20 protein-coding genes, 1 tRNA gene and 1 pseudogene are annotated in these 23,424 nt (G+C 43.4%); 16 read left to right on the top strand and 6 right to left on the bottom strand.

Annotation, left to right across the window (positions count from 1 at the left end):
- From ACH2DQ_RS21255 to ACH2DQ_RS21275, 5 genes are all read left to right on the top strand, one after another.
- Positions 1-369: winged helix-turn-helix domain-containing protein (locus ACH2DQ_RS21255; protein WP_395028238.1), on the top strand; the 369-nt coding region annotated here is incomplete at its 5' end.
- Entirely contained in the window at positions 357-1,550 is a 1,194-nt protein-coding gene (locus ACH2DQ_RS21260) for an ATP-binding protein (RefSeq protein ID WP_394915209.1), read from the top strand. The genes ACH2DQ_RS21255 and ACH2DQ_RS21260, both read left to right, overlap by 13 nt.
- 135 nt (positions 1,551-1,685) lie before the next feature.
- On the top strand, positions 1,686-2,393 hold the full coding sequence (locus tag ACH2DQ_RS21265) for a TVP38/TMEM64 family protein (protein ID WP_394915210.1): 708 nt from the start codon (positions 1,686-1,688) through the stop codon (positions 2,391-2,393).
- A complete protein-coding gene (locus ACH2DQ_RS21270) occupies positions 2,380-3,636 on the top strand; it encodes a glycosyltransferase family 2 protein (RefSeq protein ID WP_395028240.1) in 1,257 nt (418 codons plus the stop codon). The genes ACH2DQ_RS21265 and ACH2DQ_RS21270 overlap by 14 nt, the downstream gene beginning before the upstream one ends.
- A 145-nt stretch (positions 3,637-3,781) precedes the next feature.
- Positions 3,782-4,951, top strand: a complete 1,170-nt coding sequence (locus ACH2DQ_RS21275; protein WP_394915212.1) for an iron-containing alcohol dehydrogenase — start codon at positions 3,782-3,784, stop codon at positions 4,949-4,951.
- Between the two features lie 104 nt (positions 4,952-5,055).
- On the opposite strand, the gene ACH2DQ_RS21280 is transcribed toward ACH2DQ_RS21275, so the two are convergent.
- Positions 5,056-5,736 (bottom strand): cysteine hydrolase family protein, encoded by a 681-nt coding sequence (locus ACH2DQ_RS21280; RefSeq protein ID WP_394915213.1) that lies wholly within the window; start codon positions 5,734-5,736, stop codon positions 5,056-5,058.
- Between the two features lie 482 nt (positions 5,737-6,218).
- Here ACH2DQ_RS21280 and ACH2DQ_RS21285 point away from each other — a divergent pair, with 482 nt between their 5' ends.
- Positions 6,219-6,338: a DUF6783 domain-containing protein gene (locus ACH2DQ_RS21285; RefSeq protein WP_395028243.1), complete on the top strand. Its 120-nt coding sequence runs from the start codon at positions 6,219-6,221 to the stop codon at positions 6,336-6,338.
- A 567-nt stretch (positions 6,339-6,905) separates the two neighbouring features.
- On the opposite strand, the gene ACH2DQ_RS21290 is transcribed toward ACH2DQ_RS21285, so the two are convergent.
- A tRNA-Ser gene (locus ACH2DQ_RS21290) sits at positions 6,906-6,993 on the bottom strand.
- Between the two features lie 183 nt (positions 6,994-7,176).
- Here ACH2DQ_RS21290 and ACH2DQ_RS21295 point away from each other — a divergent pair.
- The 4 genes from ACH2DQ_RS21295 to recR are packed head-to-tail and all read left to right on the top strand — an operon-like array spanning position 7,177 to position 10,928.
- The gene (locus tag ACH2DQ_RS21295; protein ID WP_394915215.1) at positions 7,177-8,250 is read left to right on the top strand and encodes a 6-phosphofructokinase; all 1,074 of its coding nucleotides are present in this window, start codon (positions 7,177-7,179) and stop codon (positions 8,248-8,250) included.
- Positions 8,251-8,268: 18 nt separating this feature from the next.
- A complete protein-coding gene (gene dnaX, locus ACH2DQ_RS21300) occupies positions 8,269-9,951 on the top strand; it encodes a DNA polymerase III subunit gamma/tau (protein WP_394915216.1) in 1,683 nt (560 codons plus the stop codon).
- A 24-nt stretch (positions 9,952-9,975) separates the two neighbouring features.
- Complete coding sequence (locus tag ACH2DQ_RS21305) at positions 9,976-10,332, top strand: YbaB/EbfC family nucleoid-associated protein (protein WP_027295789.1); 357 nt, start codon at positions 9,976-9,978, stop codon at positions 10,330-10,332.
- Positions 10,332-10,928, top strand: a complete 597-nt coding sequence (gene recR, locus ACH2DQ_RS21310; RefSeq protein ID WP_394915217.1) for a recombination mediator RecR — start codon at positions 10,332-10,334, stop codon at positions 10,926-10,928. The genes ACH2DQ_RS21305 and recR overlap by 1 nt, the downstream gene beginning before the upstream one ends.
- Before the next feature lie 94 nt (positions 10,929-11,022).
- Here recR and ACH2DQ_RS21315 read toward each other — a convergent pair whose 3' ends face one another.
- The 4 genes from ACH2DQ_RS21315 to ACH2DQ_RS21330 all read right to left on the bottom strand — a co-directional run bounded on the left by ACH2DQ_RS21315 (position 11,023) and on the right by ACH2DQ_RS21330 (position 14,192).
- Positions 11,023-11,817, bottom strand: coding sequence for an ABC transporter permease subunit (locus ACH2DQ_RS21315; RefSeq protein WP_394915218.1), 795 nt, complete (start codon positions 11,815-11,817; stop codon positions 11,023-11,025).
- 61 nt (positions 11,818-11,878) lie between these two features.
- Complete coding sequence (locus ACH2DQ_RS21320) at positions 11,879-12,673, bottom strand: ABC transporter permease subunit (protein WP_394915219.1); 795 nt, start codon at positions 12,671-12,673, stop codon at positions 11,879-11,881.
- Positions 12,674-12,696: 23 nt separating this feature from the next.
- Positions 12,697-13,575 (bottom strand): ABC transporter ATP-binding protein, encoded by an 879-nt coding sequence (locus tag ACH2DQ_RS21325; protein ID WP_394915220.1) that lies wholly within the window; start codon positions 13,573-13,575, stop codon positions 12,697-12,699.
- Entirely contained in the window at positions 13,572-14,192 is a 621-nt protein-coding gene (locus tag ACH2DQ_RS21330; RefSeq protein ID WP_394915221.1) for a TetR/AcrR family transcriptional regulator, read from the bottom strand. The genes ACH2DQ_RS21325 and ACH2DQ_RS21330 overlap by 4 nt, the downstream gene beginning before the upstream one ends.
- 275 nt (positions 14,193-14,467) lie before the next feature.
- Between ACH2DQ_RS21330 and ACH2DQ_RS21335 the strand changes: the two genes are divergently transcribed.
- The 6 genes and pseudogenes from ACH2DQ_RS21335 to ACH2DQ_RS21360 form a co-directional block, all read left to right on the top strand.
- Positions 14,468-15,916, top strand: coding sequence for an extracellular solute-binding protein (locus ACH2DQ_RS21335; protein ID WP_395028248.1), 1,449 nt, complete (start codon positions 14,468-14,470; stop codon positions 15,914-15,916).
- Between the two features lie 52 nt (positions 15,917-15,968).
- The gene (locus ACH2DQ_RS21340) at positions 15,969-16,844 is read left to right on the top strand and encodes a carbohydrate ABC transporter permease (RefSeq protein ID WP_395028250.1); all 876 of its coding nucleotides are present in this window, start codon (positions 15,969-15,971) and stop codon (positions 16,842-16,844) included.
- Positions 16,844-17,677 (top strand): carbohydrate ABC transporter permease, encoded by an 834-nt coding sequence (locus ACH2DQ_RS21345; RefSeq protein WP_394915224.1) that lies wholly within the window; start codon positions 16,844-16,846, stop codon positions 17,675-17,677. Before ACH2DQ_RS21340 ends, ACH2DQ_RS21345 begins: the two co-directional genes overlap by 1 nt.
- Before the next feature lie 205 nt (positions 17,678-17,882).
- On the top strand, positions 17,883-19,817 hold the full coding sequence (locus tag ACH2DQ_RS21350) for a sensor histidine kinase (RefSeq protein ID WP_395028253.1): 1,935 nt from the start codon (positions 17,883-17,885) through the stop codon (positions 19,815-19,817).
- A complete protein-coding gene (locus ACH2DQ_RS21355) occupies positions 19,817-21,361 on the top strand; it encodes a response regulator (RefSeq protein ID WP_395028255.1) in 1,545 nt (514 codons plus the stop codon). The genes ACH2DQ_RS21350 and ACH2DQ_RS21355 overlap by 1 nt, the downstream gene beginning before the upstream one ends.
- Positions 21,351-23,424, top strand: a pseudogene (locus tag ACH2DQ_RS21360) (hypothetical protein); the annotation flags it as partial. The gene ACH2DQ_RS21355 and the pseudogene ACH2DQ_RS21360, both read left to right, overlap by 11 nt.

Below are 23,424 nucleotides of genomic sequence, written 5' to 3' on the forward strand. Positions count from 1 at the left end.
TTTAGTATTGATGAACATGGAGCCAGAGTAGAGGCGCACCTGCGCAGGGAACAGCGCCACGGATGTTCCTCAAAAGTAAAATTCGATCAGGATTTTACCATTGATTATACGGAAAAGAGTGCCTATTATAAAGGAGAAGCAATTGGATTTGTAAAAAAGGAATTTGAGATCATCGAGTTTTTATCCCAGAATTCAGGCCAGATATTTGACAAAGAGCGTATTTATGAGAAGATATGGGGATTTGACGGGCAGGGAGACAGCAGTGTGGTGGCAGAACATGTAAGGCGTATCCGTTCTAAAATGGCTGCCATTGGATGTAAACCCTACATTGAAACGGTCTGGGGGGTTGGCTATAAATGGAGCAGGTAAAGAAAAAAGGCTTATCTCTTCGTGACTTGTCTCTGAAGCAATCCTTTATGCTTTATATGGTAGTATTTACCCTGATTGCATTGTTTTGCAGTCTATCCATACAGGCTGTATTCTCTAATACGGAAAGAAATATCATCTATCGGAAAATACCCCAGAATCAGCAGCTGGAGTACTCTACCAGCTACGGGGTGCATACCACGGACGGAAGCTATTATGAGTTTACCCCCTCAGAAGCCAGAATGGTACGCATCTGTAATATAGGAGGAGGTGTTTCCTTAATCCTCAGCTTTTTGGTTATTGTCATTATGGCAGGACTGTTGTTTTACCGCAATAAGCTAAAGGTACCGATTATGCTTCTGGAGGAGGCGGCAAATAAAATCGGACATCAGGATCTGGATTTTCACATTTATTATAACAGCAGCAATGAAATGGGAAGGCTGTGCCGAAACTTTGAGCAGATGAGGTCTTCTCTGGATCAGAATAACCGCGAGATGTGGCGGGCAATGGAAGAGCGGAAACGCTTAAACGCCGCATTTTCCCATGATTTGCGAACACCGCTGACAGTACTGCGGGGGTATGTGGACATGCTTTCCAAATATCTGCCGGATGATAAAGTATCCAAGGAAAAACTCATTGGAACCGTTCAGACCATGTCCGCTCATGTAACAAGGCTGGAAAATTATGTTTCCAGTATGCATGCACTGCAAAAGCTGGAGGATGTGGATATCAAGACCAGCGTCATTGATTGTGAGGAATTTGCAGAGCAGATCAGGGACTGCGCCGATATACTCTGCAGGGAAAAAGGGATGGCGTTGAAATTTACAACTCATTTTAAGTGTTCAAAAATCTCAGTGGACCGGGAATTGGTACTGCAGGTTTTTGAAAATCTAATTTCTAATGGTGTACGCTATGGAAAAAAAGAATTGGATGTGCAGTTGTTTGCCTATGGGGAGTACTTTTCCGTAGCAGTGGGCGATGATGGAAAAGGATTTACCAAACAAGCCCTGGAGCAGGCTGTGAGGCCTTTTTACAAAGAAAAGGAAAATGTTTACGATTCTCATTTTGGACTGGGACTGAATATCTGCAAGATTCTTAGTGAAAAACATGGAGGCTCTATATTTTGCGCCAATGGACATAACGGAGGAGGCCTTGTTCAGGCGAACTTTAAAATGATGTTGTAGTCAGCGTTAAGAATTATGTAAGAAATTCTATAGAAAATTATAGGTTGCAGTTGATAATTTGTTGAATATTGTATTTTATACTCTTCTTAAAAGTTGCGGAAGGAAAACTTCCAGGGCGGATAAGGAGAGTTTTTTATGACATTAAAGCGGAAAAAATTAATTAGTATCGCTTGCGTTGCTATTTTCATAATCATGAGTGCTGCCGTTTTCTGGTTTGTGGGGAGGCCAATGCTGGAATTTGTCTCACAGCCGGAAAAGTTCCGGGCATGGGTGGACGGTCATGGAATATGGGGGCGAGTTGCATTTAGCGGTATGATGGCATTGCAGATTATTATCGCAATCATACCAGGAGAGCCGCTGGAAATAGGAGCGGGCTATGCTTTTGGAATATTTGAAGGGACAGCCCTCTGCCTGATCGGAGCCCTGCTTGGAAGTATTGTGGTATTCTTTTTCGTCAGGTATTTTGGGGTAAAAGCGGTAGAGGTGTTTTATCCCAGGGAGAAGATCCAGTCACTTAAAATTATGCAGAATAAGAAGAAGCTGAATACACTGACGTTCCTGCTGTTTCTGATTCCGGGGACGCCAAAAGATCTGATGACCTATGTGATCGGGCTTACTACAATGAGACTTTCCACCTGGATTTTAATTACAGGAATAGCCAGAATTCCCTCCATTATAACTTCTACGGTTGGAGGTGATGCACTGGGCGTTCAGAATTACCAGTTTGCCATTCTTGTATTTGCTGTCACAATTGTGATCAGCATTGCCGGATTACTTGTATATCGTGGGATAACGGTGCGTGGTGCCGCAAAAGAAGGAGGAGAAAGTTATGGAAATGATTAAATATGTAAATTATCTGATTGCCATGGTATTTATCTGCTGTTATTCTTACCAGCTGTTCTATGTGGCGGCGGCACTGCTCAAAAAACCCGGGACATCCGGAAAAGTGAATTACCATAGGTATGCAGTGCTGATATCAGCCAGAAATGAGGAGGCTGTAATCGCACAGCTGATAAAGAGTATACGTAACCAGAGCTATCCGTCCAAATACGTAGATATATATGTTGTTGCGGATAACTGCACGGACAGGACGGCTGAGATAGCCCGGGCAAATCATGCATGTGTCTGGGAGCGTTTTAATACGTCCCAGGTGGGGAAAGGATATGCGCTGCGCTTCCTGTTCCAGAATATCAAAGCTGCCGGTCTGGATCAGAAATACGATGGCTATTTTATATTTGATGCAGATAATCTGCTGGACGAATGTTACATAGAAAACATGAACCGTACATTTTCTGACGGGCACCGCATTATCACCAGTTATCGTAATTCCAAAAACTTTGGGGATAACTGGATATCTGCCGGATATTCCCTGTGGTTTTTAAGAGAATCCAGGTACTTAAACCAGGCACGAATGTCATTAAGAAGCAGTTGTGCTGTTTCCGGCACCGGATTTTTAATTCACAGTGACATTGTGAAAAAAAATCAGGGATGGAATCATTTCCTGCTGACAGAAGATATTGAATTTACAGTGGACAGCATTTTACAGGGAGAGCGCATAGCCTATTGCCCGGATGCAGTTCTGTATGATGAACAGCCGGTGTCATTCCGCCAGTCATGGAACCAGAGGCTGCGCTGGGCAAAGGGAAACATGCAGGTATTTGCCAACTACGGCGGTAAACTGATCCGGAATATCTTTGAAAAAGGAAGCTATGCCTGCTATGATATGGTGATGTCAATTATGCCGGCAATCATTCTAACTGTTCTCAGCTGTATATTAAATACAGCCGGTTTCATTGTCAGCCTGGTGTACAAAGATGCAGACATATTGGTGCTGCTGCAGTCCATTGGGGAGTTTTTGGTACATGGGTATCTGATGATGCTGGCGATGGGTGCGCTGACGGCAGTCACAGAATGGAGAAGGATTCATGCTCCTGCCTATAAGAAAATTGTTTATGTATTTACCTTTCCACTGTTTATGATTACTTATATACCCATATCCATCGCAGCGTTGTTTAAAAAGGTGGAGTGGAAGCCAATCCACCATGGAATTTCCAAGACGCTGGATGAGGTACGGGCAAAAGTGTAGGGAAGAAAAAAAAGCTTGACTTCAAGTTAGCTTTAAGACTTATACTTTCTTTATCGATAAACAGTCTCCGGTACAGACAGATGAGGATGTCACAGATGACCAATTCTGCTGTACGGATGTACAGATAATAGAAAGGGGATATAACATGAATTTTAATTATTACATTCCAACCAGAATCTTATTTGGCAAAGGATCATTGAATGATCTGCACAGGCAGGAATTGCCGGGAAAGAAGGCGCTGATTGTTACAACAGGAGGAACCTCCGTAAAGAAATACGGTTATCTTGAAAAAGTACAGAAGCAATTGGAAAAAGCAGGGGTATCTCATCTGCTGTTTGACAAGATTCTGCCAAACCCGATAAAAGACCATGTTATGGAAGGCGCTGCTTTCTGCAAAGAGAACGGAATTGATTTTGTAGTGGGTCTTGGCGGCGGCAGCAGCATTGATGCGGCAAAGGCGATAGCTGTAATGGCTGCAAATGATGGGGATTACTGGGATTATGTATCGGGCGGCAGTGGAAAAGGATTGCCGGTACCAAATAATCCGCTACCGATTATTGCGATTACCACAACTGCCGGAACTGGAACAGAAGCAGACCCATGGACGGTAACTACCAAGACAGAGACAAACGAAAAAATTGGTTTCGGATATGATAAGACATTTCCCATGTTAGCGATTGTAGACCCGGAACTGATGACGACGGTTCCATCACGCCTCACCGCATATCAGGGATTTGACGCATTGTTCCACAGTACGGAAGGATATTTAAATAATATTTCCTATGTAATGAGTGATATGTTTGCACTAAAAGCAATAGAACTGATTGGAAAAAGCCTTCATAAGGCAGTGGCAGAAGGCGATAACATGGACGCCAGAGCAGATGTGGCACTTGCCAATACTCTTGCAGGAATGGTAGAATCCACCTCTTCCTGTACGTCAGAACACAGTATTGCCCATGCTATCAGCGCATATCATCCGGACTTTGTACACGGCGAAGCTTTAATCGCAATCAGTAAAGCATATTATACACATTTTGCAAAAACAAATCAGTGTGAAGAACGAATGGTTCAGATGGCGAAAGCCCTTGGAAAAACAGATGCAAAAACTGCAATGGATTTTGTGGATGCCCTGACAGAGCTGCAAAAGGTCTGCGGAGTTGATGATATTAAAATGAGCAGCCATGGCATGAAAAAAGAAGAACTGAAAAAATATGCAGATAATGCAAGAGCCACCATGGGTGGACTCTATGCAGGTGATCCGGTTCAGCTGAGTGATGAAGATGTTTTGAAAATTTTAGAAGATTCCTATAAATAAGAACAACAAGAGCGTGTCAGAAAGTTTTCAAACACGCTCTTGAGTCTGCTAGAAGATTCATTTCTACACGCTCTGGAATCAGATAAAGCTAATTTAAATACTGTTTAGTAAACATACATGCCTTTCTGGCGGAAAGTATCCAGCATTTTATTTAACATGCTCTTACTTTTCGACAGGAGGGCTTTTGAATTTATATTTACAATATAACCACGTCTCAGGGCACTGATTGCGGTCTTATAAACGCAGGCAGATGCATCCAGCCCGACAATCGTCAGGGTGTTAATTTCATGATCCGTAAGAAGGCGGGAAAGGGCTTTGCAGGAAAACGCATCCTGCTGGTGCTTGATAAACTGATGATCACTGATGATATCTAATCCCGTTACAAAATCACTTCCATGATCCCAGCCGGAAAGCCTACCGCCCATTGCAAGGCAGCCAAAAATATTGTCCAGGGAAGAAAATACCTGTCTTACATATATAACCATGTCTCCATCAGACCTGGCTTTCACTATCGTGTCATTTACCGCTTTCAAAAAAGGTTCTTTGTTGGAGTAGGAGCCTCTTTGCCCGCATAATCCTTCCTGCAGATCAATTACCAGCAGCGCCCTTTTTGATTCTGTCCGGAAACGAATTCGATCCCCGGTGGAAGGTATGAGAAAAATAACAATTCTTGCCAGCAGCAGAAGCAGAATGACATAGGCTGCCAGGGACGGGGTTATGATGCACAGGGTAAAGAATATGGCGATGCTGATAATGTGGATGAATACATATTTTAGTTTTTGCATAATGAGATATACCTCCCAGGTAGTATTCTATATATTGATTAATATGAGTATAGCATAGTCTTTTGGGAAATCACAGTATCAAAACGAAGAGATAAAAATTTTCAGGGGTGACTTTTGGATAACTTTAAAGTTTTATTTGACAAAGTTTTAAACGTTGAATATAATATGCTTAACAAGACAGCCGGAGGATAGCTGGTACCTATCCGTTCTGGTAATTATATGTTATAAAAAATAACGCATACTTTCCAGAGTGGGGGCGTTATTTTTTATGCTTCTTTTTGATAGTTATAACTAAGGTTATAACAGATGTAAGCATGATTACGAAGGTGAACAAATCACTGTATGTAACGTACTTCGGCACCACCCCATTTCTGACAAGACTCAGAACGGATGGCACAACGCCCTGCCGGCTGCCCGGTTAAATATATTATTGTAGAAGCTGAAAGTTCGAAATCATTTGCTAAAATTAAAAAAGAAAGAGTGTGTGTGGCATAGTAAGTTGTCCTAAAGCGTGTTTTAAAATTGCTTTCTGGCAGCTGTGCGTCCCAGTTTGTGGGAGATTTGTCCCGGATGAAGGGCGGCAAGCGTGCTATGTAACCTGAATAATATACAATAAGAGAGAAAAAAAGAGAGACTTAATTTACAGCTTTTATTTGACAAATATCTAAACATTGACTATAATATGCTTAACAAGACAGCCGGAGGATAGTCGTGACCTATCCGTTCTGGTAATAATGGACTAAAAAATAACGCCTTATCTTATCAGGACGAGGGCGTTATTTTTTATGCTTCTTTATGATAGTTATAACTAAGGTTATAACGGATGTAAGCATAATTACAAAAGCGAATAAATCACTGTATGTAACGTACATCGGCACCACCCCATTTCTGACAAGACTCAGAACGGATGGCACAACGCCCTGCCGGCTGCCCGGTTAAATATATTATTGTAGAAGCTGAAAGTTCTAAATCAGTTACTAAAACTAAAAAAGAGTGTGGGTGGTATAATAAGAATGAGTTACCGTGTTATTCAGGTTGTGGGATTAAAGATGTTACAAATGCTTAATATAAGAATTTATGAAGAATAAGTAATGTGGATGGTATAGAACAGGATTAGCATATTTATCCACTCTTACTAAGAAAGACTGCAAATGGTGAATTAAAAATAGCGGAGACGGTGGGATTCGAACCCACGTGCCGGTTGCCCGACAACTTGATTTCGAGTCAAGCTCGTTATGGCCACTTCGATACGTCTCCGTGCACCTGTATAGTATATCACATTTTTTGAAAAATGCAAAAACTTTATTCAAGTTATTGTGATAAAAGTAAAAATAATATATAATGAACAAAGAGGCGTGTTTATCTGCCTGTTTGAAGAGAAATATAAGGAACAAAGTGGTTGGTATCACTTTGATTATAACAGGAAAGGTGTAGTGTCATATGATTAGAATTGGAATGTTAACAAGCGGTGGCGACTGTCAGGCTTTAAATGCAACAATGCGCGGTGTCGTAAAGGGGCTGAGCACCAATGCGGACGAGCTGGAAGTATACGGGTTCGCAAATGGATATAAAGGGCTTATTTATGGAGACTACAGAATGCTGACCAGCAAGGATTTTTCCGGTATTCTCACAAAAGGCGGGACGATTTTAGGAACTTCCAGACAGCCATTCAAGCTTATGCGCGTCCCGGATGAAAATGGACTGGACAAGGTAGAGGCGATGAAACAGACCTACTATAAACTCCGTCTGGACTGCCTGGTGATTCTGGGTGGAAATGGTACACAAAAGACAGCAAACCTGCTTCGGGAAGAAGGTTTGAATATCATACATCTGCCTAAGACTATTGACAATGATATCTGGGGAACAGACATGACTTTTGGCTTCCAGAGTGCTGCCAATATTGCTACAGATGCCATTGACTGCATTCATACCACTGCGGCATCACACAACCGTGTCTTCATCGTAGAAGTAATGGGACATAAGGTTGGATGGCTCACACTCCATGCGGGAATTGCCGGCGGGGCGGATATAATATTACTGCCTGAGGTTCCATATGATATCAAGAAAGTAATTGAAGCTATTGACAAACGTTCCAGGGATGGAAAGGGATTTACCATTCTGGCTGTGGCAGAAGGTGCAATTTCAAAAGAAGATGCAAAACTGTCCAAGAAAGAATTGAAAGAAAAGTTAAAGAATAAGAGACATCCGTCCGTTTCCTATGAAATTGCAGAGAAGATCCAGGCTGAAACAGGCATGGAGATTCGGATCACAGTTCCGGGACATACACAGAGAGGCGGAAGCCCATGTCCTTATGATCGTGTTCTGTCTACAAGACTGGGTGCAGAAGCAGCACAGTGTATTATGGATAAGGAATATGGATACATGGTGGGAATCGTAAATGGAAAAGCTAAGAAGATTCCGCTGGAGGATGTAGCAGGCAAGTTGAAAATGGTATCGCCGGATGACCAGCTGATCAAGGAAGCAAAACTGATCGGCATAAGTTTCGGAGATTAATAGATTGGAGAGTAAAGCATGAGTTATACTGCTTTATACCGTAAATTCCGTCCAGACACTTTTGCAGATGTAAAAGGTCAGGATCATATAGTAACTACACTTAAAAATCAGATTATGGCAGACAGAATCGGACATGCGTACCTGTTTTGCGGAACCCGCGGAACAGGCAAGACTACCATTGCCAAGATTCTGGCTAAGGCAGTTAATTGTGAGCATCCAGTAGATGGCAATCCCTGCAACGAATGTGACACCTGTAAGGCAATCTCTGCAGGAAGCTCCATGAACGTGATCGAAATCGATGCGGCTTCCAATAACGGTGTGGACAATATTCGTGAGATTCGTGATGAAGTAGCGTACTCCCCAACCGAGGGGCGGTTCAAGGTATACATTATCGATGAGGTTCATATGCTGTCTATAGGTGCGTTTAATGCGCTTTTGAAGACTCTGGAGGAACCGCCTTCATATGTAATCTTTATCCTGGCGACTACAGAGGCACATAAGATACCGATCACAATTCTGTCCAGATGCCAGAGGTATGATTTTAAGAGAATCGCCCTGACTACGATCAGTTCCCATTTGAATAAATTAATGGAAGAAGAACAGGTGGAGGTAGAAGCGAAGGCAGCGAATTACATTGCGAAAAAGGCAGATGGTTCCATGCGTGATGCCCTGAGCCTCTTGGACCAGTGCATCGCTTTTTATCTGGGGCAGAAATTGACCTATGACAATGTACTGGAAGTACTTGGGGCAGTGGATACCGATGTATTCAGTGACATTCTGCGTATGGTTCTCAGCCATGATGTGGCGGGAGCTATGGCGAAGCTGGAGGAGCTGGTCATGCAGGGAAGAGAGCTGACACAGTTTGTGGTAGACTTCACCTGGTATATGAGAAACTTGCTTCTTCTGAAAACTTCTGATAATATGGAAGATGTTCTGGATGTATCAACAGAAAATATGAAAAAACTTCAGGAAGAGGCGGGGATGATCAGGGAAGATACCCTGATGCGTTTCATCCGCATTTTTTCTGAGTTGTCCAATCAGATCAAGTATGCATCATCCAAGAGAATATTATTGGAGATTGCCCTGATTAAGCTTTGCAAGCCGGAAATGGAAAAGGATGAAATTTCACTGGTGGAGCGGATACGCCTTCTGGAAAAGAAGCTGGAAAGCGGGATAGCCGTACAGCAGGTTCAGCCACCCGGTTCTAATGGTGCGGCGGGTGTTCCAGGCGCTGCTTATAGTGCAGTTAACGCGGAAGCTCCGGCAGGACCCGTGAATACCGGGACAGCACCGGATGCTGGGCAGAATGTGAATGCCGGGATCCCGGCGCAAGGAAGAAAGCTTGAAAAGGCAGCGCCTCAAGATCTGCAGGAAGTCAAGAAGATCTGGAACAGCATTGTTGCCGAGACCGAGGGACGATTTAAGATCGTCTTATCCATGGCTGAGCCCAAATACAATGCCCAGGGGGAAGATGACAGGCTGTTTGTGTGCTTTAAGGATTTCCAGGGTGAACGTTATGTGGCAAGCGAGGAACGCAAAGAAGAGCTGGAGCGGATTATCGCCGGTAAGATTGGAAAAAAAGTAGAAGTGAAGATGATGCTGGAAGCAGACAGCCATCTGAATAAAGGCAACATTGTCAGCATCAGCGTTGATGATGCAATCAAAGAATTTATACACACAGATGTAGTAATTGAAGACTGATAAGAAATAGGAGGATTTATTAAAATGGCAAAACGTGGAGGATTTCCAGGAGGCGGAATGCCCGGCAACATGAATAATCTGATGAAGCAGGCTCAGAAAATGCAGAAGCAGATGGAAGAAAACCAGAAAGCATTAGAAGAAAAAGAATATACGGCAAGTGCAGGGGGCGGTGCTGTTGAAGTAACTGTTTCCGGTAAAAAAGAAATCACAAAGGTTTCCTTAAAAGAAGAAGTCGTTGATCCGGATGACATTGAAATGTTAGAAGACCTGATTATGGCAGCTACCAATGAAGCCCTTCGTAAAATGGAAGAAGAAGCAGGTGCTGCAATGGCGAAACTGACAGGCGGTCTTGGTGGAATGGGTGGAGGATTTCCGTTCTAATGGATTATTACAGCAGTCAGATTAGTAAATTAATCGAGGAATTATCTAAGCTGCCGGGTGTGGGGGCCAAATCGGCCCAGCGCTTGGCTTTTCACATTATTAACAGACCACTTGACGAGGTAAAGCGGCTTTCCGATGCTATTATTGAGGCAAAAGAAAATGTGCGTTACTGCAAACAGTGCTATACCCTTACAGACAGCGAACTCTGCCCAATCTGCAGAAATCCCAAAAGAGACCAGAACACTATTATGGTTGTGGAGAATACAAGGGATCTGGCTGCATATGAGAAAACCGGTAAATTTGAGGGCGTATATCACGTTCTACATGGTGCAATCTCACCTATGCTGGGGATCGGTCCAAATGACATTAAACTAAAGGAACTAATGCAGCGGCTGCAGCAGGATGTAAAAGAGGTGATTATTGCCACAAATTCCAGCCTGGAAGGTGAGACAACGGCAATGTATATCAGCAAGCTGATTAAGCCAACCGGCGTAAAGGTCAGCAGAATCGCCAGCGGAGTGCCGGTGGGCGGTGATCTGGAATACATCGATGAGGTGACTTTGTTAAGAGCGCTGGAAGGGCGCGTGGAATTATAAAATAGCTGCCACAAGGCAGCTATTTTCATGTAAATAATTATCAGGATAATAAACGGTACAGGGGTGTATGCCTCTATAATAAGATTCTGCATGTTTAACAGTGCAGATCCCGCCTCTTATGAAGATAAAAAGAAGCTAAAATACAAAGGAGTGCAAAGATTGCACAAATCAGCACATACACCCAGGAAAGTCCCTGGCTCAGGATTTCCTTCCCATCAAAATACTTAAATGGGGTAAGATATCCAATCCATTCAATCTTTTCACTGAAATCGGCAGCGATGGACATCAAAAATGTCACCAGTACAATTCCCATAGCAAGATTGCCGGCTGTCTTCATGCGGATACAAAGCATGGACATGAGTAGACCAAATCCAAAGAATACCAGCTGGATGAAGAACAGACCGGTCATCATTGGCAGAAAGTCGGAAACAATATTGTCATCAAAAATAATCTTTACGCTTACAATGGTTATGATAAAAGAAACGGCATTCAGTAAAATCAACTGGCAGAGCCCGCTTAAAAGCTTGCTGCCCAGGATCTGATTGCGGGTGCGTGCTTTTACATAGAGGAATTCAAAGGTTTTATCCCGTTCTTCTTTACCAAAGAGAGACACCCCCAGGGAAGCTGCATGAAATGCGGCAATCAGAGCGATATAAGTAAATACAATTGCAAAAACTCCGATGGCAGTGGAATAGTCCACCACGCCTACGCCAAAGATTGTCTGGACGCTTTTGGGTAGCTGGGACAGAAGCTCCGTGACACCTGCGTCACCATGCCCCACCATAGAGGTTGTTTTTCCGGCACTTGCTAAAATCAGAAATATAATTCCGATGCACCAGAAGGAAAAAGTTTTCATATTTGATTTGCATTCACGAAGAAATAGATTCATAAGGTAGTCTCCTTCCAAGAGCCTGTAGTAAATTCAATCGTTTGGTAAACAATAACCCGGTTTAAGCACTGTGGATATCTTTGGTCCGGTAGCGCCAGAATCCAAGGAGTGTCAATAAAATAACAGCTGCAATCAGACAGATCAGCAAAGGGTAGTCATACTCCTGGTTTAAGGTAATGTAGGAGGGACTTACATAACTCATAGGAGAGATAAAATCCAATGCTCTTTCATCAAACATATTGGCTAACATCTGGAGTCCGAAGCAAAGAGCGCCAACTCCGATGCCAACGAATACAGGAGCTTTTGCCTTTTTTAAGAAGCAGCCGATGCAGAATCCCAGTGCGGTAAATAAAAGTCCGGTCAGGATAACGGAGGAAGAGAGCAGGTAAAAAATATTATGGTTGTAATCTCCGCCATATTGGTTTGCGAATAGAAAGCTCACACCAAAGTATATAATTCCGGAAATAATCATGCAGAGAACAACGGCAAGATATTTATTAGCCAGTATCCGGATTCTGCTGACCGGTTTGGTGAATAGAAAATCACAGGTCTTGCGGGCACTTTCTTTTCCGATTACCTGGATTCCGGTAATTAATCCCTGAATAGAGGAACAGAGAATTACGTACACCAGCACAAAACTGTAAAAGCCCTGAAAGCTGCCCAGACCGTCAGGTCCCAGTCCAAGCGCCTTTAATATTTCTGGGGGATATTGTTCCATCAGCTTATTAACTGCCTCCATATCTCCGGTAAAGGAAGGATACAGACAGATAAAAAAGATGCCTGCGCAGCTTAAAGACAGTGCCCAGATCAGCGTGGGCTTTAAATTCCACTTAAATTCCTGAATAAATATGTTCATACAAAGCTCCTTTCCAAACACGGTCAATTATAGTAGTGCATAAAGATTTCTTCCAGATCCGGTTCCTCAACGCTTAGATCCTGCAGGGAAAGTTCGCCTAGCAGATGTGTCATCCGGTTTACATTTCCCCGGTAGATAAAGGATGCATGGAGTTTCTCTATCTTCAGATTGGAGAGGCCTTTAATGTCAAAGGTTTCCGGTGTAAGTGGGACTTTAGATTCCAGTTCCACTTTTTTATAGCTGTCTTCCCTTATAGATGCCATAGTGTCCAGCTTAATCAGCTTTCCTTCTTTAATAAATCCCACCCGGTCACACATTTTCTGAACCTCTGACAATATATGGGAGGAAAAGAATACAGTGGCGCCGTTGCGGTTTTCCTTGCGGATCAGATCAAAGAATTTCTTCTGCATCAACGGATCCAGACCACTGGTGGGTTCATCCAGAATGATTAATTTCGGGCTATGTAACAATCCCTGTACAATACCGACTTTCTTGCGGTTACCAAAGGACAGGTCCTCAATCTTACGCCTGGTATCTAATTCCAGTACTTCACATAACTCCTGGATTTTTGATTTGCAGTCCTTTTTATAAAATGAAGCAGAGTAAAGAAGCAGATCCTTTACTTTCATATTGTCGTAGTAAAATACCTCGCTGGGCAGGTATCCGATTTCTTTTGCGATCTCACTGGCATTCTTGATGCAGTCCAAACCAAATATGGATGCAGAGCCTCCGGTTGGATAAATCAGGGAAAGCAGGCAGCGGATTGTGGTGGATTTCCCGGCGCCATTCGGTCCGATAAATCCAAAAATTTCTCCCTCCCGGATGGAAAGGGTAATGTCTTCGATCCCCCGGTGCATGCCGTAAGTCTTTGTCAGATTATTGATTTCGATAATGTTCTTCATAAGAACTCCTCCTTATAGGATACCTTTTTTAATAAATTGGACCAGGTGATGTAGTGGTGCATAAGATCCGGTATCAGAACCGTTTCCTGAATCCGTTCTTTTTCATACATAAAGCCTTCGGTCATCCAGATCAGCATATTGTAAATCTCTTTAGGGTCAATCTCTTCTTTAAATTTCCCAAGATCAACATTTTTCATATATTTTTCAAAAGAAGAATTAATCTGGGAATGCATTTTATTCTGGACTTCATCAGAGGCAGTCTCATTTTGTGAATAGTAGCATTTGATAAAAAATGCCATGATATGAGGTGTTTTCGCCAGAATAACCGCCTTTTTTTCTGCGATATAATAAAGCACCTCAAAGAAATCGGTGATGTCTTCATACTTCATATCCATAATATAATTTTTCACAAGAGAAACGGTATAATCCAGCAGATAGAGATAAAAACTCTTCTTATTATGGAAATAATGAAAAAGCAGGCCTTTTGATATGCAGGCTTTTCTTGCTATTTCATCTGTAGATGCCCGTTTATATTCGTGACTGGAAAATACTTCTATTCCGGCGTTAATAATTCGCTGCTGTTTTTCTTCCGGCAGCCGGAAAAACATTTCATTCATATAAGCCCTCCTTTGAAATAAGTATGCCGGAAACCTCCAAATCACCTGTTTCCCAATGAAGACCCGTTGACCAGGCGGGATTGACCGGACCGGTTAATTTTAATTATATGCGATTGACTATTTTTTACAAGGGGTCAGGGGCATTAAATTTGCGTTAAAAAGTTACTCCAACTGATGTGGAAAAGTTACTGTCATGCGTGGTATGATTTGGTCATGAAAAGAGACCTGCAGGAATCGAAGAACAATGCAATGGAATAAAATTCAGGAGGGAACACATGAAGAAAAAGTTAGTTAGTATTTTAATGGCAGCGGCAATGGTATTATCAATGACAGCATGCGGAGGCGGGAGCAGTTCTACCGAAGGTGCAAAGAGTTCAGAAGCAGCGGGGGCGGCAAAGAGTACAGAGGCAGATCAGGCAAAGAGCTCAGAAGCAGCGGATGAGACAAAATCAGGTATGGCAGAGTCCGGTGAAACGGCTACAAATCCAGGGGAAACTGCTGAGAGTAAGGAGACTCAGGAACCGGCGGATGAGGGAGAGCCTGTGACCCTTTCACTCATGGTGACAACCAGACCGACTACGGATAACAAAGATTTTTACCTGGACTGGCTTCCGGAGCTGGTGAAGGAGAAATACCCCAATATTAATGTAGAGGTAGAGCAGCTTCCCACCGACCAGTATAAACAGACGGTAAGACTTAAATTTGCCAGCGGACAGGGGCCGGATATCTTTACCTGGTGGGCAGGACTTCAGGCAAAGGATCTTGTGGATGCAGGTTACGTGAAAGACTTGTCTGGATTTTCCCAGTTAGGCAAGTTTAAAAAGGAAATCGCGGATTCTTATGTATTTGACGATAAAAATTATGGAATACCGTTAGGCTCCAGCTTTTTAACCACATGGTATAACAAAGAGGCATTTGAAAAGGCGGGGATCAGCCAGATGCCGGAAAATTGGAATCAATTCCTGGAATGTTGTGAAAAACTAAAGGCAGCGGGTTACACACCAATTACCATGGGTGATAAGCAGTCTTTCGTTGTACAATTTGGTGTGTACCAGATCGGAGCTTCCCAGATCTATGCAGATAATATGGACTTTGACAGCCAGTTATTCACCGGAGAGACGAAATTTACAGATGAATGCTGGGTAAATACCATAGACAAATACAAAACCTTATATGACAAAGGATATATCATCGAAAATTCCCTTGGATTGTCCCAGGAACAGAGCCGACAGGCATTTTTAGACGGCAGGGCAGCGATGATATTTGACGGAAGCTTCGGATACGATGCGCTGAATAAAAATGGTGCCCAGGAATTTGAGAAAGGCATGTTCTGCATGCCATCCAACGATGAAGGGAAGGAGTTTGTATATAATCTGACTCCGTCCAACGGTGTTTTTGCCAGTGCAAATTCAGACAACCAGGAAGCAGTTGATCAGGTTCTGGAATATTGGTTTACAGAAGGTACCCCGCTGTTCGAAAAATGGGTAGAAACCAGTTCCGACATTTCCTGTTACGAAGGAACCTGGGATTCCAGGCCGCTGGTAAAAGAATATCTGGAGAAATATAAAGATGATCCCAGTATCTATAACCTGAACAATGCATGGCCTGAAGGTGTCAGCGATATGATGTGCACAAAATTCCAGGAAGTCATAGCGGGAAATGCAACGGCAGAAGATGTCTGCCAGGCGATGCAGGATAAATTTGACGAGCTGAACGGGAATTAAATTCATTCGTACAGCATTGTATTATCAATGCTGTACCGGAGAGGAAAGCGGTATGTTTGATAAAAAAAAGAGAAACGTGCTATTGCTGTTTATTGTTCCGGCATTGCTGATGTATGTAACATTCTGGATACTCCCCGTACTGATGTCTTTTTTCTATGGTGTCACAAACTGGAGCGGAATGGGTGAGTATAAGTTTATCGGACTGAATAATTTTAAGTATCTGCTCAAAGACGGGACAATGTTCAACTCTATGAAAAATACAGTGATATATGCCGTATTTGTTGTTACATATGGAAATATCCAGGCGCTCACGCTGGCACTGATTCTGAATAAAAAGTTAAAGGCAAAAGGATTTTTCCGCACGGTATTTTATCTGCCGGCGTTGTTTAGTACCATTGTGGTAGCATTTTTATGGAGTTATGTCTATGCACCCTATTACGGAATGATCTCAGAAATATTTAATAAACTAGGGCTGGATGTGGTGCCAAATCTGCTTGGCCAAAAGGGAACTTCCCTTTTGGCATCCGCCTTTGTAGAAACCTGGAAAACTTCCGGTACAATGACCATTATTTATCTGGCGGGGTTACAGAATATCTCAGAAGAAGTCATTGAATCGGCAAAAATAGACGGGTGTACAGGCTGGCAGGCAATCCGCTTTGTCAAAATCCCCATGCTGTCCAATACCATAACGATCAATGTCATGCTGGGGCTGATTGGGGGATTCAAATCCTTCGACTATGTATTTGCCCTTACCGGGGGAGGTCCGGGAAATTCTTCCAGCACCTTAAAGTATTCCATCTATAAAATGGCATTTGTGGAAAGCCAGTTTGGAAAGGCAGAAGCATTGGCTGCTGTGGCATTTCTATTCATCCTGATGATATCTGTGATTGTACTTCGGATTATGAAACGAAAGGAGCTGGAAGCATAATGAAAAAGAACACCAGAAATGAAATTCTATGGACCCTTGGCATCGCAGTCTTTTTCGTCATATTCTTATCGCCTCTGATTATTGCGCTGTCAGGCTCCTTTCGGGAAGTAAAAGACAGTACCTCTTATCTGAATTTATTCCATAGCATAAGCCTTCAAAGTTACGGGGCAGCCTTTGGAAAAATGAATTATTTCAGGGCACTTGGCAACAGTATACTGGTAACGGGAATCAGTGTTGTTATTCTGGTGGTTTTTTGTGCAATGGCTGGATATGCCATAGCAAGGTTAAAGGGGGTGCTGGGAGGATTTTTTCAGATCTTTTTCCTGGCGGGCATGATCGTATCTGCCCAGATGTCCATTATTCCCATGTACCGCATCGTAAATGCACTGCATATGGGGAATACCATCGCTGCACCCATTGCATTATATGTAACTTCCGCACTGCCATTTTCAATCTTCTTGTATACAAATTTTATCAAGTCCGGTGTGCCCGGAGTTCTGGAGGAAGCAGCCAGGATTGACGGCGCCGGTACGGTGTATACCTTTGTGCGGATTGTGGCACCCCTCACCAAGCCGGCACTTACTTCCCTCGTCATAACCCAGGGAGTGCCGATCTGGAACGATTTCTTCTTTGGAATGCTGTTTTTATCGGCGCCGGAGAAAAAAACGCTGCCGCTCACCATGCTGAATTTTATCGGTGATATGGAAAATGCCACCCAGTGGAATATGCTGTTTGCCGCCTGTTTCTTAAGCGCAATTCCAATCCTGATTATTTATATGTTCCTGCAGAGGTATTTCGTAAGCGGGCTGACGGTAGGAGCTGTCAAAGGCTGAATTGTATTTTGTACATAAATTGGGTAAAATATTTGTAATTGTTTGGTACAGGACTGTGCATTTACTGCACAGTCCGTGTGAAAACGTTGGATATGCGATAGCAAGCCCCATCGCCAAGGGCGATTTTCATGGGCTTGCGGTGTATCTGTTCATGGTTTTGGACAGATACAATATTTTGTATAAAACACGCCCTGGAGGTAGCTTGATGAAAATATTAAAAAGTATCCGATTTAAGTTTTTATTTTGTCTTCTTGGAATATCCATTTTACCCATTCTTATCTTGTTCGGGGTGATTCTGAAAAATAACATGGAGTATTACAACAGTCAGATCTCAGCGGCAAGTGACAGTGAAGTACAAAAAATGGTTACAAGCATTAACAGTACTTTTGTGAACCTGAATGACCTTATGACTTCGCTGATTTTCAGCCAGTACGACAATGACAGCTGTATGCTGTCCATCTGTGAACAGGAGGGGGCAGGCAGCGAGCCGACCCCAATGGAACGGCTTACAAACTACCGCAGATTCGAGTATGTGAGCAGTAATCTAATTGGAAATAATACTTATGCCAGCGGGGTTTACCTGTTTACGGAAAGCGGCTACACGTATTCCTTTGTAAAAAACAAAGAGTTTTACTTAGAAGAGGATTATCAAAATGCATCCTGGTATAGAAGCCTGCAGAGCAGCAGTGAATTTCAGATTATCGAAACTTATCAGAGCAAACACAGCAAAAATCAGTCCATCTTGCTGGCAAGGCGGTTTACCGATGTGAAAGGAAAACATACCGGGGTACTGGCGGTAGTGTGCACAAATCAGATGTTTGACGCGTTAGGAGAAAGCACGCTGCCCTGGGGGGAAAGTTTTTTAATGGATGCAGACGGGGAAATTATACCAGCCAGCGGCGAACCGGATCGAAACGCATACGAATCCAGCCGGAAACTGCCGCGGACAGAAACCACGCTGCCAGCCGGGGAGTCTTTGGCTGACCGGGACAGGCAGGAAGAGGGATTGATGCGGGAAGAGATAGTGATGTCGGAAGAAGGATTGACGCCGGAAGCGGGACTGATGCCAGAAGAAATCCGCCAGATTACGGAGAATAACAAAGGCATCGTTTTTCGAAAAGATACCAATGATGCTTATATCTATGGGACCCTTGATATCAATGACTGGAAGATCGTTTCGGAGGTATCCTTTGACAGCCAAAAGCAGCTGTACACACAGAATATGAAGTACCTGATTCTTTTGATAATGGTCATTATTTTATTTGTGGTGATCCTGGGATATTTGCTGGAGCGGATGTTTATCCGTCCGCTGGTGGAATTGTCAAGGAGCATGAATGAGACGCCCATTACCGATCTGACTTTTCACCACAATTACCAGGAAAGAAAAGATGAAATAGGATCTCTGTACCGGCATTTTGATAAGATGATGAAGAAAATTAACTGTCTGATTGAGGACACCTATGTGGCGGAGATTAAATTTTTAAAGTCCAGGCTTCGGAATCTGATGTCCCAGATCAATGCGCATTTTATCTTTAATACATTGGAGAATATCAACTGTCTGGCTAAAATTGAAAAGAATAACCAGATTGCAGTCATGTCAAAATCTCTGGGAGATATGCTGCGATACAGTATGGAATACGAAACAGATGAAGAGACACTGGCTACTGAAATTTCCCATATCCGGGATTATCTGAATATACAAGAGATCCGGTTTGGAAGTCCGATTCAGCTTAAAACAGAATGCCCGGAAGAAATACTGGAAAGCCGGGTACTGAAATTTCTGCTGCAGCCGGTGATTGAGAACGCGATTGAACACGGGCTTGCAGGAGAGGAACCGCCATGGATTATAACAGTTCGTGCTTATCAGCAGGAAGAAAAGATTATCATAACCGTGGAGGACAACGGGACCGGGGTGGAGGAGGAAACCTTACGGGAGGTCCGCAGGAGAATTTACCATTCGGAACACCTGCCAGAGGATGCAAGGTATGCCAGCATCGGACTGTCCAATATTTATAAAAGAATTCAACTGCTGCATGGGGAAGAGTATGGACTGGAAATTGAAAACCTGGCGGGAAGCGGCGTGGAAGTAAAGGTATGTCTGCCATTTCAGGCATGCTTCGGAGAAGAGGTGGATCAGTAATGGAATACCGCTATATTATTGTGGATGATGAAGTTCTAATCCGAAAAGGATTAATCAGTAAGATTGATGAAATTACATCATGGAAAGCTCTTTGTGTGGGGGAAGCGGCAAATGGGATGGAGGGCCTTCGGGTCATCGGGGAAACAAATCCGGATATTATCATTACGGATATGAAGATGAAAAAAATGGATGGTGTAGAATTTCTGGAACGAATCAGCGAGCAATTTCCGGATAAGCCTATTATCGTAATCAGCGGGTATAAGGCATTTGATTACATGAATAAAGCAATTGAAAAAAGAGTGATTGGGTATGTTCTCAAGCCGTTTTCTTCAGAAGAAATAGAAAGGCAGTTACAAAAGGCAATTGAACAGATTGAGAAGCAGAAGAATTTCTTTATTTTACAGGAAAAAGCCAAGTCATTGGATCAGCGTAAAATACAGGACATTCTTTTAAGTGCCATTTTAGAGCCATGGAACGAGGCTCTGGAGGAAGAACTGCGGCAGAAAGGATGGGGCCTGGATCACTATTATCTGTTAATGTCTGTCTATACAACGGATCGGAAGAATGCGGAGCATACAGAACAGCTCTGCCGTACCTCTTTAAGTGATATCAGGTATGAATTTCTGCCGAACGGCTTTGGAAGCAGCAACGGTTTTTTGCTGCTTAGCTGCCGGGAAGAAAAACTGGTTGCCAAGATGGAAGTGAAAGCAGGGCATATAGCAGGACACATGATGAAAGGAGCCTTAGAAAAAATTTTCATCTGTATCGGAAATGGGAAACAAGGATTTGGAGAGCTTCATAAGAGTTACGTAAAAAATGAAAAGCTGGTCTGTAATATCAGACTGGAGGATCAGAAAAGGGTGTTTTATAAAAAGGATGAAGAATGGGACGAGATTTATACCCAGGAGTATGTGAAAGATGTTTTTTTGAATATGAAATACCATCCGAAACAGGCGAGAGAGATTATGGAAGCATATTTTGACCGGATGGATTTGAAAAGATATTCCCTCAGAGCGATTGGAAATGCCTGTGAGTGCATTGTCTCTATGGTAAACCAGTATGCCGTGGGGATGGGAGTGGATACCGATGATATTATGAGCGTTTTTTATAAGCGGTATCTTTATTGTAATGACCTGGATAAGATGAAAAAAGAAATATCAGGATATATTACCCTGATACTAAGCTCCATTCAAATGAAAAGCCCTGACCAGAATCAGTTGTTTCATTCTATTCAGGAGTATATCAGGAAAAATTATCACCAGAAACTGACCCTTCAGATGATTTCTTCTGAATTTTACGTAACCCCGGCATATTGCAGCAGCCTGTTAAAGGAAAAGCTGGATCAGAGCTTTAATGAATATCTGGGAGAAATCAGGCTGGAAAAGGCAAAACAGTTACTAAGAGAAACGGATTTAAGTGCTGACCGGATTTCGGATGAAATCGGCTATTCCAATCCCAAATACTTTTTTAAGGTTTTCAAAAAACTAACAGGTTTCACACCTTTGGAATACCGGATAAAGGAGAAGAAAAAGGATGCTTTATAAATCAAAAACAGAGCCGCTTAGCAGAGAACAGTTTCAAAACCCTCCAAGTGAATACCGGGGAGCACCGTTCTGGGCGTGGAATTGCAGGCTGGATCGGGAACAATTGCTAAAACAGATTTCTTGCTTTAAAGAGATGGGGATGGGAGGATTCCATATCCACTGCCGTGCAGGGCTGGACACCCGGTATATGGGCAGAGAATTTTTGGAGGATGTAAAAGCCTGCAAAGAGGAGGCAAAAAAACAGGATCTGCTATGCTGGCTCTACGATGAAGACCGGTGGCCCTCCGGAAGTGCGGGGGGAATGGTGACCAGCCAGGAAGAATACCGTTCCAGATTTCTGGTGTTCCAGCCGGAAAACTGGTCGGATCTTACAGAAGAGATGCCCATGTCTGCAGCAAAAGCAGTTCGGAGTAATCGAAAAAGGATACTTGCCAGATATGAGGTTGAACTGGATGCAGAGGGATATTTAAAAGGCAGCCGAAGATTGAACCTGATGGATGGTGCATCGAGTTGTTCTGATGGATCGCATTGTTCTGATAGACCGAGTCGTTCTGACGGATCGAGTTGTTCTGACAGATCGCATTGTTCTGGTGGATCAAGTGTCCGCCATCATGTCCCGCAGATGGGAACAGCGGTCCCGGAACCGGCAGATTGGGGTGCCGCAGATTCGAAAGAAGAGAGAATCAGCATATGGACAGCCAGTCTGGAGATCTCAGGCGATACGCCGTGGTTTAACAATCAGGCTTACGTAAATACGCTGGACAAGAAGGCAATTGACCGTTTTATTCAATTGACCCATGAAGTCTATTACAGTGAGCTGGGAGAAGACTTTGGAGGACAGATCCCAGCGATCTTTACGGATGAGCCTCAGACCAGCCACAAGGAAGTGCTGGATACACCTTTTACATATAAGCCTGTAATTCTGCCGTTTACGGATGATTTTGAAGATACATTTTACCAAAGCTTCGGCACTTCCATTCTGGATCATCTTCCGGAACTGATCTGGGAGCCGGGAGAGGGAAAGGTTTCCAGGATAAGATATCAATATCATCTGCATGTGTGCCAGCGGTTCTCCGAAGCCTTTGGAGATAATGTTGGAAGGTGGTGCCAGGATCACGGCATTGCTTTGACCGGGCATATGATGAACGAATGGACACTTCATTCCCAGACTATGGCTGCCGGAGAAGTGATGCGCCCCATGAAAGAACTCGGGCTTCCCGGAATTGACATGCTGTGCGACAGACGGGAGCTTTCCACTGTAAAACAGGCGCAGAGCGTGGCGCACCAGTTTGGGCGGGAAGGAGTAATGAGCGAAATCTACGGCGTAACCGGGTGGGATTTTGATTTCCGCAATCACAAGCTTGCAGGAGACTGGCAGGCAGCCCTTGGAGTAACGGTCCGGGTGCCTCATCTGACCTGGGTCTCCATGGAAGGAGAAGGAAAGCGGGATTACCCGGCCAGCATCGGATACCAGTCGCCGTGGTATCAGGAATATTCTTATATTGAAAACCATTTTTCAAGGCTTGCAGCGGTGTTGACAAGAGGTGTGCCTGTGGTACGCATCGGTGTGATACATCCTGTGGAATCTTACTGGCTGTACTGGGGGAACCAGAAGCAGACTGCTGCCATCCGGCAGGAGTTAGAATATCATTTTTCCAGGGTAATTGACTGGCTGCTTTATGGGCTGCTGGATTTTGACTTTATTTCAGAGTCGCTTTTAAGTGAGTCTTCACAATACGGGGAAAAGTTCTGCATGGGGGAAATGAACTATGAGGTTGTAGTTGTCCCAGGATGCCGCACAATGCGAGCCTCAACTGTGGATAAGTTAGATAAATTCATCGCCCATGGTGGAAAAGTCATATTCATGGGTAATATTCCACAGTATGTGGATGCTGTGGAAAGTGAAACGGTAGTGCGCCTCGCAAATCAATGCGAAAAAATTCAGTATTCATCATCCCAGCTGCTTGAGGCATTAAAGCCCTGGAGAGATATTGATATCTGTGTGGAAAATACAGAAGGAAAAGACCCCACCCGGATGGAACACATCGAAACGGGAATACGTG

The sequence above is a fragment of the Robinsoniella sp. genome (assembly GCF_034124845.1).